This is a genomic window from Tsuneonella aeria, from assembly GCF_009827495.1.
In the GTDB taxonomy this organism is placed as follows: domain Bacteria; phylum Pseudomonadota; class Alphaproteobacteria; order Sphingomonadales; family Sphingomonadaceae; genus Tsuneonella; species Tsuneonella aeria.
Window position 1 is genome coordinate 610499 of record NZ_WTZA01000002.1, and the last position, 15395, is coordinate 625893.

General features: G+C 66.1%; 22 protein-coding genes. 15 read left to right on the plus strand and 7 right to left on the minus strand.

Translation table 11 applies throughout. From position 1 onward, the window contains the following. Nucleotides 1–147 precede the first annotated feature (147 nt). The 9 genes from GRI40_RS13515 (at nt 148) to GRI40_RS13550 (ending at nt 6411) form a co-directional block, all read left to right on the plus strand. On the plus strand, nt 148–1065 hold the full coding sequence (locus tag GRI40_RS13515) for a heme o synthase (protein WP_160612031.1): 918 nt from the start codon (nt 148–150) through the stop codon (nt 1063–1065). Continuing rightward, a complete protein-coding gene (locus tag GRI40_RS14070; RefSeq protein WP_272916576.1) occupies nt 1062–1184 on the plus strand; it encodes a hypothetical protein in 123 nt (40 codons plus the stop codon). The genes GRI40_RS13515 and GRI40_RS14070 overlap by 4 nt, the downstream gene beginning before the upstream one ends. Then, nucleotides 1184–1756: a cytochrome c oxidase assembly protein gene (locus tag GRI40_RS13520; protein WP_160612032.1), complete on the plus strand. Its 573-nt coding sequence runs from the start codon at nt 1184–1186 to the stop codon at nt 1754–1756. Before GRI40_RS14070 ends, GRI40_RS13520 begins: the two co-directional genes overlap by 1 nt. Before the next feature lie 76 nt (nt 1757–1832). Then, the gene (locus GRI40_RS13525; protein WP_160612033.1) at nt 1833–2654 is read left to right on the plus strand and encodes a cytochrome c oxidase subunit 3; all 822 of its coding nucleotides are present in this window, start codon (nt 1833–1835) and stop codon (nt 2652–2654) included. 109 nt (nt 2655–2763) lie between these two features. After that, the gene (locus tag GRI40_RS13530) at nt 2764–3354 is read left to right on the plus strand and encodes an SURF1 family protein (protein ID WP_337190579.1); all 591 of its coding nucleotides are present in this window, start codon (nt 2764–2766) and stop codon (nt 3352–3354) included. Nucleotides 3355–3405: 51 nt separating this feature from the next. Then, nucleotides 3406–4806 carry a threonine synthase gene (gene thrC, locus GRI40_RS13535; RefSeq protein ID WP_160612034.1) on the plus strand — a complete coding sequence of 467 codons (1401 nt, stop codon included), beginning with the start codon at nt 3406–3408 and terminating at the stop codon, nt 4804–4806. Beyond that, complete coding sequence (locus GRI40_RS13540; protein ID WP_160612035.1) at nt 4806–5708, plus strand: class I SAM-dependent methyltransferase; 903 nt, start codon at nt 4806–4808, stop codon at nt 5706–5708. The genes thrC and GRI40_RS13540 overlap by 1 nt, the downstream gene beginning before the upstream one ends. Nucleotides 5709–5719: 11 nt before the next feature. Further along, nucleotides 5720–6094, plus strand: a complete 375-nt coding sequence (locus tag GRI40_RS13545) for a dihydroneopterin aldolase (RefSeq protein ID WP_160612036.1) — start codon at nt 5720–5722, stop codon at nt 6092–6094. After that, nucleotides 6094–6411, plus strand: a complete 318-nt coding sequence (locus GRI40_RS13550; protein WP_160612037.1) for a Rossmann fold domain-containing protein — start codon at nt 6094–6096, stop codon at nt 6409–6411. Before GRI40_RS13545 ends, GRI40_RS13550 begins: the two co-directional genes overlap by 1 nt. Here the strand turns inward: GRI40_RS13550 and GRI40_RS13555 are convergent. Then, nucleotides 6408–6908: a hypothetical protein gene (locus tag GRI40_RS13555; RefSeq protein ID WP_337190580.1), complete on the minus strand. Its 501-nt coding sequence runs from the start codon at nt 6906–6908 to the stop codon at nt 6408–6410. The two genes, GRI40_RS13550 and GRI40_RS13555, sit on opposite strands and share 4 nt — an antisense overlap. 175 nt (nt 6909–7083) lie before the next feature. Here GRI40_RS13555 and rplU point away from each other — a divergent pair, with 175 nt between their 5' ends. From rplU to GRI40_RS13570, 3 genes are all read left to right on the plus strand, one after another. After that, nucleotides 7084–7611, plus strand: a complete 528-nt coding sequence (rplU, locus tag GRI40_RS13560) for a 50S ribosomal protein L21 (protein ID WP_160612038.1) — start codon at nt 7084–7086, stop codon at nt 7609–7611. Nucleotides 7612–7625: 14 nt separating this feature from the next. Continuing rightward, the gene (rpmA, locus tag GRI40_RS13565; RefSeq protein ID WP_143252034.1) at nt 7626–7895 is read left to right on the plus strand and encodes a 50S ribosomal protein L27; all 270 of its coding nucleotides are present in this window, start codon (nt 7626–7628) and stop codon (nt 7893–7895) included. A 223-nt stretch (nt 7896–8118) separates the two neighbouring features. Then, nucleotides 8119–8655 (plus strand): GNAT family N-acetyltransferase, encoded by a 537-nt coding sequence (locus tag GRI40_RS13570; protein WP_160612039.1) that lies wholly within the window; start codon nt 8119–8121, stop codon nt 8653–8655. A gap of 60 nt (nt 8656–8715) precedes the next feature. On the opposite strand, the gene GRI40_RS13575 is transcribed toward GRI40_RS13570, so the two are convergent. After that, a complete protein-coding gene (locus tag GRI40_RS13575) occupies nt 8716–9588 on the minus strand; it encodes a metal-dependent hydrolase (RefSeq protein WP_160612040.1) in 873 nt (290 codons plus the stop codon). A 104-nt stretch (nt 9589–9692) separates the two neighbouring features. Here GRI40_RS13575 and GRI40_RS13580 point away from each other — a divergent pair, with 104 nt between their 5' ends. Next, nucleotides 9693–10292 carry a TetR/AcrR family transcriptional regulator gene (locus GRI40_RS13580; protein WP_160612041.1) on the plus strand — a complete coding sequence of 200 codons (600 nt, stop codon included), beginning with the start codon at nt 9693–9695 and terminating at the stop codon, nt 10290–10292. On the opposite strand, the gene GRI40_RS13585 is transcribed toward GRI40_RS13580, so the two are convergent. Next, complete coding sequence (locus tag GRI40_RS13585; RefSeq protein ID WP_160612042.1) at nt 10289–11731, minus strand: S41 family peptidase; 1443 nt, start codon at nt 11729–11731, stop codon at nt 10289–10291. The two genes, GRI40_RS13580 and GRI40_RS13585, sit on opposite strands and share 4 nt — an antisense overlap. Nucleotides 11732–12068: 337 nt before the next feature. On the opposite strand from GRI40_RS13585, the gene GRI40_RS13590 reads away from it, so the two are divergent. Then, nucleotides 12069–12320, plus strand: coding sequence for an SWIB/MDM2 domain-containing protein (locus tag GRI40_RS13590; protein WP_160612043.1), 252 nt, complete (start codon nt 12069–12071; stop codon nt 12318–12320). Nucleotides 12321–12344: 24 nt separating this feature from the next. Here GRI40_RS13590 and GRI40_RS14185 read toward each other — a convergent pair whose 3' ends face one another. From GRI40_RS14185 to GRI40_RS13600, 3 genes are read right to left on the minus strand one after another with little or no spacing between them, the layout of a single operon-like run. Beyond that, nucleotides 12345–12554 carry a DoxX family protein gene (locus GRI40_RS14185; protein WP_420006885.1) on the minus strand — a complete coding sequence of 70 codons (210 nt, stop codon included), beginning with the start codon at nt 12552–12554 and terminating at the stop codon, nt 12345–12347. After that, nucleotides 12524–12805 carry a DoxX family protein gene (locus GRI40_RS14190; RefSeq protein WP_420006882.1) on the minus strand — a complete coding sequence of 94 codons (282 nt, stop codon included), beginning with the start codon at nt 12803–12805 and terminating at the stop codon, nt 12524–12526. The genes GRI40_RS14185 and GRI40_RS14190 overlap by 31 nt, the downstream gene beginning before the upstream one ends. Next, nucleotides 12787–13257, minus strand: coding sequence for a pyridoxamine 5'-phosphate oxidase family protein (locus GRI40_RS13600; protein WP_160612044.1), 471 nt, complete (start codon nt 13255–13257; stop codon nt 12787–12789). Before GRI40_RS13600 ends, GRI40_RS14190 begins: the two co-directional genes overlap by 19 nt. Nucleotides 13258–13546: 289 nt before the next feature. On the opposite strand from GRI40_RS13600, the gene GRI40_RS13605 reads away from it, so the two are divergent. After that, complete coding sequence (locus GRI40_RS13605; protein WP_160612045.1) at nt 13547–14809, plus strand: dipeptidase; 1263 nt, start codon at nt 13547–13549, stop codon at nt 14807–14809. Here GRI40_RS13605 and GRI40_RS13610 read toward each other — a convergent pair. Then, nucleotides 14806–15228: a DUF1810 domain-containing protein gene (locus GRI40_RS13610; RefSeq protein WP_337190581.1), complete on the minus strand. Its 423-nt coding sequence runs from the start codon at nt 15226–15228 to the stop codon at nt 14806–14808. The genes GRI40_RS13605 and GRI40_RS13610 overlap by 4 nt on opposite strands. Nucleotides 15229–15395: the final 167 nt, after the last annotated feature.

The following is a 15395-nucleotide window of genomic DNA, read 5'->3' on the forward strand; positions in this document are numbered from 1 at the left end:
CCTTCCCTCAACGTTGGTCGCCTGAATCGCCGCGTATCTGACAAGGAGCGTTCTTCCGTCAGGGCCGTGTAGCAGCCCTCGCTGCGACTCTGTCCCCAATCCGCTTCCCACGGGGAGCGGGCGGGCCTATAGCGCGGCGCACCCCTCATGACCGAATCCGCCACCATCCGCATGCCGACCGACTGGCGCGATTTCTTCGCGCTGACGAAGCCGCGCGTGATGAGCCTTGTCATCTTCACCGGCCTGTGCGGCCTGCTCGCCGCGCCGGGGGACATCCACCCCCTGATCGGGTTCGTCGCCGTCCTGTGCATTGCCATCGGCGCGGGCGGCGCGGCGGCGCTCAACCAGTGGTGGGAAGCGGACATTGACGCAGGGATGAAGCGGACCGCCGCGCGGCCGATCCCGGGCGGCCGGATGCATCGAACCGATGCACGCGATTTCGGGGTGGTACTCTCGGCCGGTTCCGTGATCCTGATGGGGATCGCGGTGAACTGGCTGGCAGCGGCCATCCTGGCAGTTTCGATCGTGTACTACGCGGTGGTTTACACAATCTGGCTCAAGCCGCGCACGCCGCAGAACATCGTCATCGGCGGCGGCGCGGGCGCATTCCCGCCGATGATCGGGTGGATCGCGGTGACGGGCGACATCACGCTGATGCCGGTGCTGCTGTTTGCCATCATCTTCTTCTGGACCCCACCGCATTTCTGGGCCCTCGCGCTGTTCGTGCAGACCGATTATGCCCGGGTCGGCATCCCCATGATGCCGGTGGTGAAGGGCGAAGCGAGCACGCGGCGGCAAATCCTGGCCTATTCCGTGCTTCTCTTGCCGGTCGCCGCCGCGCCATGGCTGATCGGGGGCACCGGCGCCATTTATGGCGGGTTGGCGATCGCGCTGACGCTGGTGTTTATCGCGCTCGCCGCGCCCGTTGCGTTGCGGCGGGCGGGTCCGGAAGATCCGATGAAGCCTGAAAAACGCCTGTTCGGATACAGCGTGCTCTATCTTTTCGCGCTGTTCGCCGCACTGGTTGCGGATCGGGTGATTTACGGGCAGGGGCTGCTCGCATGACGCCCGAAGAGGAAACCGAATTCAAGCGCCGCCGGAAAAGCCGCAACGCCGCCCTTGCGCTGGTGCTGGTGTTCTTCGTGGTGCTTTTCTACGCCCTCACGATCGTACGGATGGACTGATGACCGCCGCCGCAAACCTGCAGAAGAACAACGCCCGCGTGGGGCTTTATGCCCTGTTGCTGGCGCTGGGCATGCTGGGCCTGGGATATGCGGCTGTGCCCCTTTACCAGATGTTCTGCCAGGTGACCGGTTTCGGCGGGACCACGCAGCGCGCGACAGAGGACGAGGCATCGCTCGCCGCCGCGCGCGCGCAGCAGCTTGCCGGCGCAACCGTATCCGTACGGTTCGATGCGAACGTCGATTCCGACCTGCCGTGGACGTTCCGCCCCGAACAGGTCACGCAGACGGTCAGGCTGGGGCAACGGCAGATGGCGTTCTATTACGCCAGGAACAATTCCGACCAGCCGATAACCGGTACGGCCAGCTTCAACGTTTCGCCTGCCCAGACGGGCGGATACTTCAACAAGGTGCAGTGCTTCTGCTTCACGGAGCAGACCCTCCAGCCCGGGCAGGAGGTGGTGATGCCGGTCCTGTTCTTCGTCGATCCTTCCATCCGCAGCGATCGCAACGCCGCGCGCGTGGAACAGATCACTCTCAGCTATACGTTCCACCGGACCGAAGATCCGGCGTAACACCCACTGGACCACGCCCCCGGCGCGCATTAAGGGCCGAGGCGATAACACTGCTCGAACAGGGACCAGATTCCTCATGGCCGGCGCCAAGAACCACCAGTATCACATTCTCCCGCCCGACATCTGGCCGCTGATCGCGTCGATCTCGGCGCTGGCGTTCACCAGCGGCCTCGCGATGTACATGCACGACATGTCGAACGGCCGGCTCGTGTTCGCCCTTGGCATCCTGGGCCTGGCGGCGACGTTCTTCAGCTGGTTCTACAACATCGTGAAGGAAGCGCAGGCAGGCGATCATACCCCGGTCGTCCAGCTTCATCTGCGCTACGGCATGATCCTGTTCATCGCGTCGGAAGTGATGTTCTTCGTTGGCTGGTTCTGGGCCTTCTTCGACTTCGCGCTGTTCCCCAGCACCCTGGCGGAGGCGGTCGGCGGCCAGTTCCCGCCCGTCTCGATCGAGGCGGTGATGGACCCGTTCGACCTGCCGCTGCTGAACACGCTGATCCTGCTGTGTTCGGGCACCACCGTAACCTGGGCGCACCATTCGCTGATTCACGGCGATCGTGACGGGCTGAAGAAGGGTCTCTGGCTGACGATCTTGCTCGGTATCCTGTTCTCGGCCATCCAGGCCTACGAATACGCCCATGCTCCGTTCGCCTTCGGTGGGAACACTTACAGTTCGGCGTTCTACATGGCGACGGGCTTTCACGGGTTTCACGTGATCATCGGCACGATCTTCCTGATCGTCTGCCTGGTGCGCGCCTACAAGGGGCACTTCACCCCGCAGCAACACTTCGGCTTCGAAGCCGCCGCGTGGTACTGGCACTTCGTCGACGTGGTGTGGTTGTTCCTTTACGTCTCCATTTACGTCTGGGGCAGCTGGGGTGCGCCGCTCCACTGATGACGGCGCTCCAGCCGGGAACATCGAAAGGGCAGCCCGGCATCGTCCAGGCTGCCCTTTCCGATTTGCGCTGTTTGCTGGGCACGAATGAAGTCGTGAAAACGGGCAAGTGACGGACCGAAACCGCCTGCCGGTGATCGCCACCCTCATCGTCGCGATCGCGGTGGTCATCATGATCGCGTTGGGCGTCTGGCAACTGCAGCGCATGCAGGAGAAGGAGGCGCTGCTCGCCCGGTACGCCGCTATCCCGGCCGATGCCCCGGCCGTCGCGTGGCCGCAGGTCCCGGCCGATTACGAAGACGCGCTTTACCGCCGCGCGCAGGTCGATTGCGCCCGGGTTTCCAGAATCGAGGAACGTGCGGGACGCTCGGAAAATGGCGCAATCGGTTGGGGCCACTATGCCCGGTGCGTGCTTGCCGGCGGCGGCACGGCGGACGTCGCGCTGGGCTGGTCGGTCGATCCGGTGCGCGTGCGCTGGAACGGCGGAGTGGTCGCAGGGACGATAGGCCCGGCCGGCAACGGGGTGAAACTCGTCGCGGAGCCGGCGCAGGCGGGCCTCGATCAGCTCGCCACGCCTGACCCGCGCGACCTGCCGAACAACCATCTGTCCTACGCGGTCCAGTGGTTCCTGTTCGCGGCGACCGCAGTGGTGGTGTTCTGGCTGGCCGTCCGAGCCCGTTGGCGCGCTAGCGCACGGTAAAGGCGGGCTTGCTTGCCGCTAACCCGGCACTTGGCTAGGCGCAGGGCACCCATGGACTACATCTCCACCCGCGGCATCGCGCCCTCCCTGGATTTCGAAGGCGTGACGCTGGCCGGCCTCGCGCGCGATGGGGGACTGTATCTGCCGCGCGTATGGCCGCGCTTCACCGCGGACGAGATCGCCGCAATGCGGGGACTTCCTTACCCCGCGCTCGCCGCCCGCGTCATGCAGCCCTTCGTAGGCGACAGCCTGACGCCCGAACGCCTCCAGGCTCTGTGTGAACAGGCCTATGGCCGTTTCGCCCATGCTGCCGTCACGCCGCTCATCCAGTTGGACGAACGGCATTGGCTGCTGGAGCTGTTCCACGGCCCCACGCTGGCCTTCAAGGACGTAGCGCTCCAGCTGCTGGGCCTGTTGTTCGAGGAGTTTCTCGGCCGCGTACAGGGGCACCTCACCATCGTGGGCGCAACCAGCGGCGATACGGGCAGCGCCGCGATCGGCGCGGTGGCCGGGCGCGATGGCGTGGAGATATTCATGATCCACCCCGCAGGCCGGGTCAGCGAGGTTCAGCGCCGGCAGATGACCAGCGTGCGCGCACCAAACGTCCACAACATCGCGATCGACGGTTCGTTCGACGATGCGCAGGCGATGGTGAAGCGGATGTTCGGCGACCAGGAGATGACCGACCGTTTCCGCATCAGCGCGGTCAACTCGATCAACTGGGCGCGGCTGATGGCCCAGGTGGTCTATTATTTCGCGGCTGCATTGCAGCTCGGTGCGCCGGATCGACGGGTGGCCTTCAGCGTGCCGACGGGCAATTTCGGCGATGTCTTCGCAGGGTACGTCGCGGCCCAGATGGGGCTGCCGGTCGAACGACTGATCGTGGCGACCAACGTCAACGACATCCTCCATCGTGCGGTTGCCGAAGGGGACTATTCTGCCGGCACTGTCACCGCCACCGCCGCGCCGAGCATGGACATCCAGGTCAGCTCAAACTTCGAACGCCTGCTGTTCGATGCCGGCGGCCGGGACGGGGCGGCGCTTGCCGAACAGATGCGCGGTTTCGAATCGACCGGCGCGATGCGGCTGACCGAAGCGCAGCGCAGCGCGATCGCAACGCTGTTCGGCAGTGCACGCGCAGAGCCTGCCGACATGACCGCCGCGATGCGCTGGGCGCGCGAGGCGGCCGGCCAGGCCATCGATCCGCATACCGCGATCGGCCTGCACGCGGCGCGCGCGGCGGACATCGCCCCACACGTGCCCGTCGTCACGCTCGCCACCGCGCATCCCGCAAAGTTTCCCGACGCGGTGGAGCGCGCCATAGGCGTGCGCCCACCGCTTCCCACGCGGATCGGCGATCTGTTCGCGCGCGAGGAACACTATGTCGAGCTCCCGGGCGACTATGCCGCCGTCAGCGCCTGGATCGCCGAGCGGGCAACTCCGAGCGCGTGATGGCGGGGCTTGTCGAACAACCTGTGATCCTCGCGGGGGAGGACTGGGCGCACTACGGGCTGGTCGACAGCGGCAACGGGCGCAAGCTGGAGCGGTATGGCCCTTATCGCTTCATTCGGCCGGAGCTGCAGGCCATGTGGCGGCCCCGCCTCGCGGACTGGGATGCCGACGGCGAGTTCGTGCCCGGGAGCGACGAGGACGGCGGCGGGCGATGGCAATTCGCCCGTCCGGTCCCCTCGGACGGTTGGCCATTGGCATGGCCCAATGGCAGCGAAACGGTTCAGTTCACCGCGCAATGCACGCCATTTCGCCACCTGGGGTTCTTTCCGGACATGGCGCCGGTCTGGCAATGGATGCGCGGCCAGCTTGCAGGCAAGGCCGATGCGGCCACGCTGAACCTGTTCGGCTACACGGGCGTCGGCACCCTGGCACTGAGCGCATCGGGCCCGGTCACTCATGTCGATGCCAGCAAGAAGTCGGTCGCCCAGGCACGCGAGAATGCCGCGCTGTCGGGCATGGCGGATCGCCCGGTGCGCTGGCTGATCGATGACGCCGCGAAGTTTGCCGCGCGCGAGGTGCGCCGCGGGAAGCGATACGACGGCATCATCCTGGACCCGCCGAAGTTCGGTCGCGGGCCGAATGGGGAGACGTGGCGGATCGAAGAGGATCTCGCGCCGCTGGTGGCCGATTGCCGCCGACTGCTGGATGCCCAAAGCCGGTTCCTGTTCCTGACCGTTTACGCCGTGCGGATGAGCAGCCTCGCGCTCGCGGGCCTGGTCGCGGAGCTGTTTGCCGACTTGCCGGGCCGCGTCGAGCACGGCGACCTTGCTGTGCGCGAAGAGGGCGCCGGCGGACGCCTTCTGCCGACCGCGATCTTCGCACGATGGACGAATCCCGGCTAAGGCGCCGCACCATGGCCGATTCGCTGATTCTCGAAGTTGCCGACCTCGAGGTCGATGTCCTCACCGGCATCTATTCGGAGGAGACAGGCAAGCCGCAACCCCTGCGCATTTCGATCACCGCGCACATGAAGCCGGCGCCCCGTTACGAGCCCGAGACGCCGCTTTCCGCCAGCAAGAACTACATGGATCTGAAGTTCGCGGCGACCGAGGCGCTGACGCCGGGCCTGCACTTCAAGTTGATTGAATCGGTGGCGGATCACATTTGCGACACGCTCTTTCTGTCCGACCCGCGGGTGGACGCGGTCTCCGTGAAAATCGTGAAACTTGCCATCGCCGAAGGGGCGGAGAAAATCGGCATGACGCTGACGCGGGACCGGCTCGGGTGATGCAGGCCGAACTTCGGGTCGACATGCTCCCCGGCCCGGCGATCGAAGCGGCCGCGGCATTTCACGGCGAATGGGCAGGCAAGGCCTTGGCGATGCTTTCCGGGAAGTGCGCCGCGCTGGCGATCGTGCTGCCGCCGGCGGCCGGCGACCACGGGGACTGGCGCCTCGCCGCTGCGCGCGATCTTGCCCGGCGTGCCGCGCCGTGCAGAGTCAACCTGGTTGCGGGGGATGATGCTGCGTCGATCGCCGCGGTACTGGACTACCTGGCCTGTGCGCCCGGGGTCACGGGCCAGTATTTGCGGGTTGCGCAGACTTAGCCGATGCGACCACGCAGGCGGGCCAGAGTTTCGTCCTCACGCGTGATCAGGGCGATCACTGCATCGCGCGTGGCACCCACGGCATCGCGCGGCCCCCCTTCGAGCGTGGCATCGGCCCACAGGATGTCGAGCTCTGCCAGCGCGACGGCCGCGCGGCTGCGCAGCGAATCGAGATCGGCCAGCGCGACCTGGGCGGCGGCCCAGCTGTCGCTTCCGGTCGATCCGGCGCCGCGCGCGAGACGCTCCGCCGCCGGCGCAGATCGGATGAATTCGGCGTGGATGGACTGTGCGTCCCGCATCAATGTGTCGAGCCGGGCAACGAGGTCGGCGCTGGGAGCAGGCTCCGCTACGGGAGGCGCAGGATCGGCCGGTGGGCCGAATGTGCCGGATGCGCGTTCCGCCGGGCGCTGCGCAAGCGAGGGATAGTCACCCGAACTGGCGCAGGCGCCCAGCATGAGCGACGGGACGATCAGAGCAAGGCGTTGGATGTTCTTCACGCCAACCCCCTTAGCATGGCGGCTGGCGGAGCAAAGGGCGGGTTGAGCGGGCCATGGCCGTTGACTTCATGCGGCCCATCGCTTAACGGCCCTCGTCTTTCCGGGGCCTTCGGGCGTTCCGGTCCTGCCGCCTTGCATGGGGTGGCTACATACATAAGCGGAAAGTGAATTACCCATGTTCGCAGTAGTGCGTACTGGCGGCAAGCAATACCGGGTTGCCGCCGGCGACAAGATCGCAGTCGAGAAGCTGGCAGGCGATGCCGGCGATACCGTGACGCTGGGCGATGTCCTGCTCGCGGGTGAGGGCGATTCGCTCGCCGACGCTGCAAAGACGGTCGTTTCGGCGGAGATCATCGCCCAGGCGAAGAGCGAAAAGGTCGTCGTTTTCAAGAAGCGCCGCCGCCATAACTATCGTCGCAAGGCGGGCCACCGCCAGCAGATGACCCTGCTCCGCATCGTTTCGGTCGGCGATTCTAAGGCCGAAAAGGCTGCGCCCAAGGCCGCCGCCGCCCCGAAGGCCGATGCCGCCGCGCAGGCGAGCGAACCGGCAAAGGGCGTCGACACCGCCAAGGCGACCAAGGCGAAGGCCGCCGCGCCGGTGAAGGATACGGGCATCGCCGGCGAAGGCACTGTGGACGCTGCTCCCGCCAAGACGAAGCCGGCTGCCAAGAAGGCCGCCGCTCCGAAGACCGACAGCGAATAAGGTAGGACGAGACAATGGCACATAAAAAAGCAGGCGGTTCGTCCCGCAACGGCCGCGACAGCGCGGGGCGCCGCCTCGGCGTCAAGAAGTTCGGCAGCCAGGAAGTGATCCCGGGCAACATCATCGTGCGCCAGCGCGGTACCAAGTTCTATCCCGGCACCGGTGTCGGCATGGGCAAGGACCACACGCTGTTCGCGCTGACCGAAGGCCGCGTCCGATTCCATTCGGGCAAGCTCGGCCGTAAATACGTATCGGTCGACATGATGGCCCAGGCCGCAGAGTAACCGGACGGACCGATAACGGGGCCGTCCACGGGATGGCCCCCCGCCGGGATTCGCGATTCCGGCAGATAGAGGGAGAAGGGGCCAGCCCGAGCAATCGGGAGGCTCCATCTCCCTCTTGTCGCTTTCTCCCTCGATCGCTGGCGTCCTTCGCAAGGGGACGTCGCCACGAGAATGTCACGCGCCCCCACTAACGGGCGGGCGCGGACGAGGAGGAGAAGGCAAGGTGTTCCATCGCACGACAAGGCTGTTCCTCAGGCCTGCGTGGCCGGAGGATTGGGAAGCGGTCCTTGGGGGCATCGCGGATGAAGGGGTCGTTCGAAACCTCGCCCGCGCGCCGTGGCCCTATGGCCCTGACGATGCCGCGTCGTTCGTATCGCGCGCGCAGGAGCCGATGGCGCCGGACTTCCTGGTGATTCACGCCGCCAGCGGCACGGCCATCGGATGCGCCGGGCTGGGTGCCGTTGGGGCCGAGGTGGAACTGGGCTACTGGATCGCCCGCCAGCACTGGGGCAGGGGCTATGCCACCGAAGCCGGGGCAGGTGTGATCGAAGTCGCCCGCGCGCTCGGGCACCGCCGGGTGACGGCTGGGCACTTCACCGACAATCCCGCTTCGGGACGCGTGCTCCGCAAACTGGGCTTCCGATCGACCGGCCAGATCCGCCCCCGGATGAGCTGCGCGCGCGGGCACGCTGTGCCGTCCGTCGAGTACGTGCGCGATCTGGCGAACGACGACACCGCGCCGCGAATGCGCGCCGCGTAGATACGAAAAGACGCCGCCCTGGCGCTGGCCGGGGCGGCGTCCTGTCCGTAATGGCCGCGCTCAGGCGCTGGGGAGAAGGGCGTCGGCGAAGTCGCCTTCATATTTCGCGATGAGGTGGCGGTCGTCTTCGTTCCACGGATGGAAGCCGGGCAGGAAGTACGCCAGCCATGGCAGGGCAATCCGGCGGAGGAAACCGGGGCGCCCAAGAAGATAGGCCCAGATCTTGGCCTTCCACTTCCAGCCGGTCAGGCCGTCCTGTGCCAGCAGGTCCTGCATGTCCCTGACCCGGTGGAAGACGAAACGCCGCGAAACGATCAGCATCAGCAGGCTTTTCACCTTCCACCTGCGCCAGCGGCTCCAGTCGCGGGTGGCGTGCAGCCAGGTATCGTAGGCGACGCCCTTGTGTTCGATCTCCTCGACCGAATGCCAGCGCCAGATTTCGCCGAGATCGCCTTCCGCCCCGTGAAGGTGAACCGGGTTGTCGAGCAGTTCCTTGCCGAACATCGCCGTGAAGTGTTCCAGCGCCATCGTGGCGGCAAGGTTCACTTCCGCGGGGCGGCCCTTGGTGAGGGCCAGCAGTTCTTCCACCCGGCGGTCTATGAATGCGACGTCATAGCCGCTCGCTTCGGCGAGCCTGTTCAGCACGATGTGTTCGCGCGTGTGATTGATTTCCTGGCGCACGAAGGCGCGGATTTCCGCCGCCAGGCGTGGGCTGGCGCCATCGCGGCAGGCCTTCACCGAGTCGACGAAGAACGCCTCGCCACGTGGAAACGTGGCCGACAGCGCGTTGAACCAGGCGGTCGCGACCGGATCGCCGTTAAGCCACCAGCGCCTGGGGGCCGCCCCGCGCAGGAAGCGCCGGTCGCGGACGACAATATCGAGATCGTCGGGCGTCGCCGTTCCCTCCAGATCGAACTTGGCAGGCGCGTTCATCGCGGCATCTCCATTTAACTGACAACAATGTAAGTAGTGGGCACGCGATGCGGTGTCAATCAGGCGAGTTGCCGCCTCGCAACCAGCGTTCTACGCACGGGTCCATGACTGCCCGCAAACGGCTGAGACCCGAAGAATCCCGTACCGCCGCGCTGGAAGCCGCGCGGGTGCTGTTGATCGAAACCGGCCCGCAATCGGTGACGCTGAAGGCGGTTGCCGCGCGAATCGGACGAACGCACGCCAATCTCCTGCACCATTTCGGCTCCGCGTCCGGGCTGCAGAAGGCGCTGGCGCAGCACCTCGCCGAAACGGTGTGCGACACGATCGGGGATGCCGTGCGCGCCAGCCGCGCCGGGCTCGGCTCTCCGCGGGAAGTGGTGGACCTGACTTTCGACGCGTTCGACCGGGAAGGGGCGGGCGCGCTCGCCAGCTGGATGCTCCTCAGCGGCAACGAAGATGCGCTGAACCCGATCGTCGAGACAATTCACCAGCTTGTCGATGAAATCGCGCCGGAGGAAGCTGCGGGCCATGCCACGCCGCTTCGCCTGCACGAAGACACGCTGACCCTGGTCCTGCTCGCGCTCGGCGACGCGTTGATGGGCCGAGCACTCGCGCGGTCGCTCGGCCTGCCGGAAAGCGCGGCGCGCGACCGTGCGGAGCAGCTCCTGACCGCCTCGCTCGAACGAGGCGCGCTGCCCGCCTAGAACAGGCCGGGCGATTCGTGCTGCGCGGCGGTCGGCTGGGCCGGGCGAATCAGCTCACGCGTCGGCGCAACCGACAGGGCGCGCTGGCCCTGGGCCGACGTGATCGCGGTGCACGCGCGCCCGCCAAGGAAATCGAGCGCCACCTTGATCGCGGTTTCGTTCGGATCGCCCAGTGGAACCGTGATGTTGTCATTCGCCACGCACGTGTTGGGGAACACGCTGGCAAGTCCGGTATAATATTCGCCCCGACGGTCGGCATTCTCCGTCTTGAATGCGACGACGCGCATGCGATCGTCGCATTCGGTCTTGTCGAGCGGGATCTGGCCCACCGGCTTGCCGTAGGTGTTGGAACCGATCAACGCGACGTTCGGGCCGAGGTGCGGAATGAACGCGTTGGCGACCAGCTCGCTTGCCGATGCAGTGCCGGAATAGCCGATGAACGCAATCTTCGTGGCGGCAATGGCCTGCGGTTGGGCCATGAAATAGCGGGTGGAATTGTTCGCCGCCTTGCTGTCGCGGAACGTGGTGTAACTGAACACCTGGCCCACTCGGTTGGCCGCCATGAGGTCGCCGAACAGGTCGGCAATGCGCACCAGGCCCCCGCCGTTGTAGCGCACGTCGACGATCACTTCGGTCACGCCCTGGGCACGGAAATCGGCGAATGCCGCGCGCAAGTCGCTTTCGGCAGTGCCGATGAAGGTGCGCAGGTTGATGTATCCCACCTTCTTGGCGCCATCCATGATGATCTTCGCGCCATAGCGGTTGGATACCGGATCAAGCTCGTATGCCGTCTTGGCCAGCGTGATGTCGCGCACCGTTCCGCCGATATTGACCCGCAGGACGCGGGTCACCCCGGCGTCCGACGGGCCCAGTGCATCGACCACGCCCTGCGGACCATGGGCCGCCATCAGGGTGGCGACGTTCTGCAACGCCCCGGCGCTGGTCCCGATCGCCACGATCTCCGCCCCGCGGTCAATCCCCTCGGCGAGCGCTGGCGCGCCTTCGTATGCTTCGAGGACGAACACGCGGTTCTGCGAGGTATCGTACGCCAGCCGCACGCCGAACCCCGCACTGCTGCCGGAGTTGATGAACGCGTTCTCTTCGGCAATCGAGGTGATGTAGGTGAAATACCGGTCCCGCGACTGGGCGCGTGCAGGCGCCACCAGCGCGTCAATATATCCCTGGACGGTGGAATAGGCGGCCTTGTTCACCGTGTTGTCGACCAGCGAGGGGAACAGGTACCACTCGTCGATCACGGCCTTCGCGAAATCCTGCCGCGCGGACAGCGAACATGCTGCGGTTTGCGGAGGTGTCGTCGAAGTCGGCGTGGGAGTCGGAATGACGCCGGTGTTGCCACCCGAACCGCCCGAACCGCCTCCACCGCAAGCGACAACCAGACCAGCCAGCGCCACCGCCAGCGAATTGCGACCCACACCCATGCTCCACGCTCCCCGAAACCGGGCCTTCGGCCGCGCTTGCTGGCGCGCCATGGACCGGGACTCATGATGAAACCGATTCCAGCTTAACTGTTCGTGAGCGCGTTTGCAGCGACTTGCGGCGGAGAATTTGCATTTTTCCCGCCGAAACCCGCGCTTTGCCTGTCGAAAACTTGCCTTCGGCGCAATCTTCCCCTCGCAGTGTGCGCGGCGACCGCCTAGTATTCGCTGTGGAAGAGGGCGCCCGACACACCCTGTCGCCTTTCGCGGGCGGGGGTGGACCGGTTCAACCCTGTTCGACTAGCTTATCCGCATAGCCAAGCAGGAAAGGATCAATACCATGGCTGGCAAGAACAATGCCCTGCAGAAGCCCGTCAACCTGACCCCCGATCTCGAAGCGGTCTGCGGCAAGGGGCCGATGACGCGCGCACAGGTCACGTCGAAGGTCTGGGACTACATCAAGAAGAACGATCTTCAGGACGCCAAGGATCGCCGGATGATCAATCCCGACGCGGCGCTGGGCAAGGTTACCGGCAAGGACCAGATCTCGATGTTCAAGATGACCGGTGCTGTTTCCAAGCACATGAGCTGATTGCATCCGCGGGCGGGGCAGGCGTCAGGTCTGCTCCGCCCGTTCCCTTTCCGGCGTGGCCGCGCGGCAGGTGCGGGACGCGCCGATTGCGCCCCCGGTCCACAGGGCAAGCCAGATCAGCGCCGGCTGCGCGACGAGCCGCGGAACGTGGTATCCAAGGCCGAGGCCGCCTGATCCCCCACCTTCACGCAGCGCAAGATCGTTCAGCATGTGCTGGACGTTGGCCGGCCACACCGACAGTGCGTAAGCGCCAGTCCGACGCCTGCCGCATATCGCAAGCGCCGCGACCATGGTTGCAGCAGGCCCGCCGCACCCGCCAGTTCCGCAACGCCGGTCGCCATGACGACCGTGGGCGGGGCCGGGACCCAGCGCGGCATGATCGCCAGAAAAGGGTCCGGCGCGACGAGGTGAAGGATCCCCGCCGCCCCGTAGAATAGTGCGAGTAAGGTGCGCAGAAGGCCGCGGATCAAGGGCCTTCGGTCCACACTTTGCGATCAGGCAGGCTGACTTCGCCTTCATCTTCGCCATCCCAGTAATGGATCCGGCCGGCGGTTACTTGCAGCATCACCATGCCCGGCGTGTCCACGCCTTGCGGGAACCAGCGGTCGAGAGAAGTCGTCCAATGTTCCGCGAACCGGGCCTTGTCCCGGATCACCTGCGCCTTGCCTTCGACATGGATATACTGGCCCGGCGCGCCCAGCACGCCCTTCAATCCCGCACTGCCGAGGTACGTCAGGCCGACGTTCGCATCGCGTTCGATGTCCGCCACCATCTGCCGGTCTTCATAGGTGAAGAACCAGGAATCGCCGTCGAAATCCACCTCGCTGTTGTTGCTCATCGGGCGCGCGCCGATCGTGCCGCCGGGCGCGTGCGTAACCAGCGTGCAGAAATCGATCTGCTTCATGTCCTTCGATATATCGGCGAGCGACTTGGCCATGCATTGTCTCCTTTGGTTTCGTCTTTCAGCAAGCATCCAGCGCGGCGGCGGTTCCGCCGGATGTCGCAGGCACGCCGGGCGCCGACCAAACTTTTGTTGGGGTTTCGGGGCGTTACGCGCCGGCGCATAAGACAGCCGCGACCCGAAGGGCATTGGCCCTGAACCTTCCGGCCCCGGCGTGATTGCCGGGGCCTTTTTTTGGCGTCGGTCCGCCCGAACTTGCAATCCCCGGGCTATCCCGCCGATAACCCGGCCACGCGCCGCTAGGGGGCGGAAGGGGAGATTGCGAATGTTGCGTCGTGCGCCGATCATTCTGGCCGGGATCATGTTGTTGCCCGGGGCGGCCCTGGCGGCGCCCTCTCCGGAACAAGTGGCCCAGGCCGCGCTATCGTCGGCACCGGTCTGGGATGGCCACAACGATGTGCCGGAGCAATTCCGCGACCGCTATCGCAACGTGATCGCCGGGGTCGATTTCGCCGACACGCGCGATACCGCCGATCCCGCCCGGGGGAAGGGGCCGATGCACACCGACCTCGCGCGGCTCGCGCAAGGGCGGGTGGGGGCACAGTTCTGGTCGGTCTATGTTGACGCCGGGCTGAGCGAGCAGCAGGCGGTCCAGGCCACGCTGGAACAGATCGACGTCATGAAGCGCGTGCTGGCCCGTCATCCGGACCGGCTGGAGTTCGTGACCACCGCCGACGGCGCGGCACGCGCGATGCGGGCCGGGCGAATCGCTTCGCTGATCGGGATGGAAGGGGGCCACTCGATCGGATCGAGCCTGGCGGTGCTGCGCCAGATGCACGCGCTCGGCGCGCGCTACCTGACGCTGACCCATTCGCGCAACACGCCGTGGGCCGACAGTTCGACCGACACCCCCACTCACAACGGACTCACCGATTTCGGGCGCGACGTGGTCCGCGAGATGAACCGGCTCGGGATGCTGGTCGATCTCAGCCACGTGAGCGAGAAGACGATGTCGGACGTGCTCGACATCACGGGCGCGCCGGTCATGTTCAGCCATTCCGGCGCGCGCGCGGTCAACGGCCACGCGCGCAACGTGCCGGACGCCATCCTGGCACGAATGAAAGCCAACGGCGGCATCGTGATGGCTGTTGGCTACCCCGATTTCCTTAGCGAGAAGCGCCGCCAGTGGAGCGCGATCCTCGCCGGGGAAGAAGCGCGGCTGAAGGCGCTGTGGCGCGGCGATCCTGCCGCGGTCTCGGCGGGCCTGGCGGCATGGCGCGCGAACAATCCGGAGGTCAAGGCCACCGTCTCCGACTGGGCGGATCACATCGACCACATACGGAAAGTCGCCGGTATCGACCATATCGGGATCGGCGGCGACTATGACGGAATGGAAACCGGCCCTGTCGGCGCGGAAGATGCCGCCGGTTATCCCGCCCTGTTCACCGAGCTTGCGCGGCGCGGCTACTCGCGCGCGGACCTCGAGAAGATCGCCAGCCGCAACATGGACCGGGTGCTGCGGGGGGCCGAAGCGTACGCCGTATCACGCCGCGGCGACCCACCGTTCGAGAATCCGGCCGTCTTCTAGAGGCGCCGAAGAGTCTCCGGATCGCGTTGCCCGCCATAAAAGGCGGTTAGCGCGGCGCCGAACGGCGCTCGGCCGGCACTCACCGTGTCGAACAAGGTCATCGAGCTGCGGAACTTGATGGCGTCGATCGCGCCGAGAATCGTTTCGGCCGATCGCCGCCCGGCCCACGTCAACATGGCATCCGTGCAGGTCAGCAGCCGCGCGCCCAGCACCGGATGGTCGAGGTAGTCACGTGCTTCGGACGGGCTTTCGATTGTGTAGAAACGGGCCAGATCGCTGCGGCCCAGCCCTGCGATCTGCGGAAACACGAACCACATCCAGTGGCTGCGCTTCTCGCCGGCGCGAAGCTCTGCCAGCGCCATTTCGAACACACCGTTGTCCTGCGCAGCCAGAAACCGGGCAAGACCGGATGCGGCCACGCTATCGCCGGGTGCTGCGCGGGTGAAACCTGTGTCCCACCGGCAGCGCTTCCGATGGTGGAGGTCCTCCCCGACAGCGATTTGCAGGCACTGGCCGATCACCCGCGGTTGCGGGGATCGGTGACGGAGGAATCCCGAAACCGCCGCGAAATGTATCGCGCCGCCTC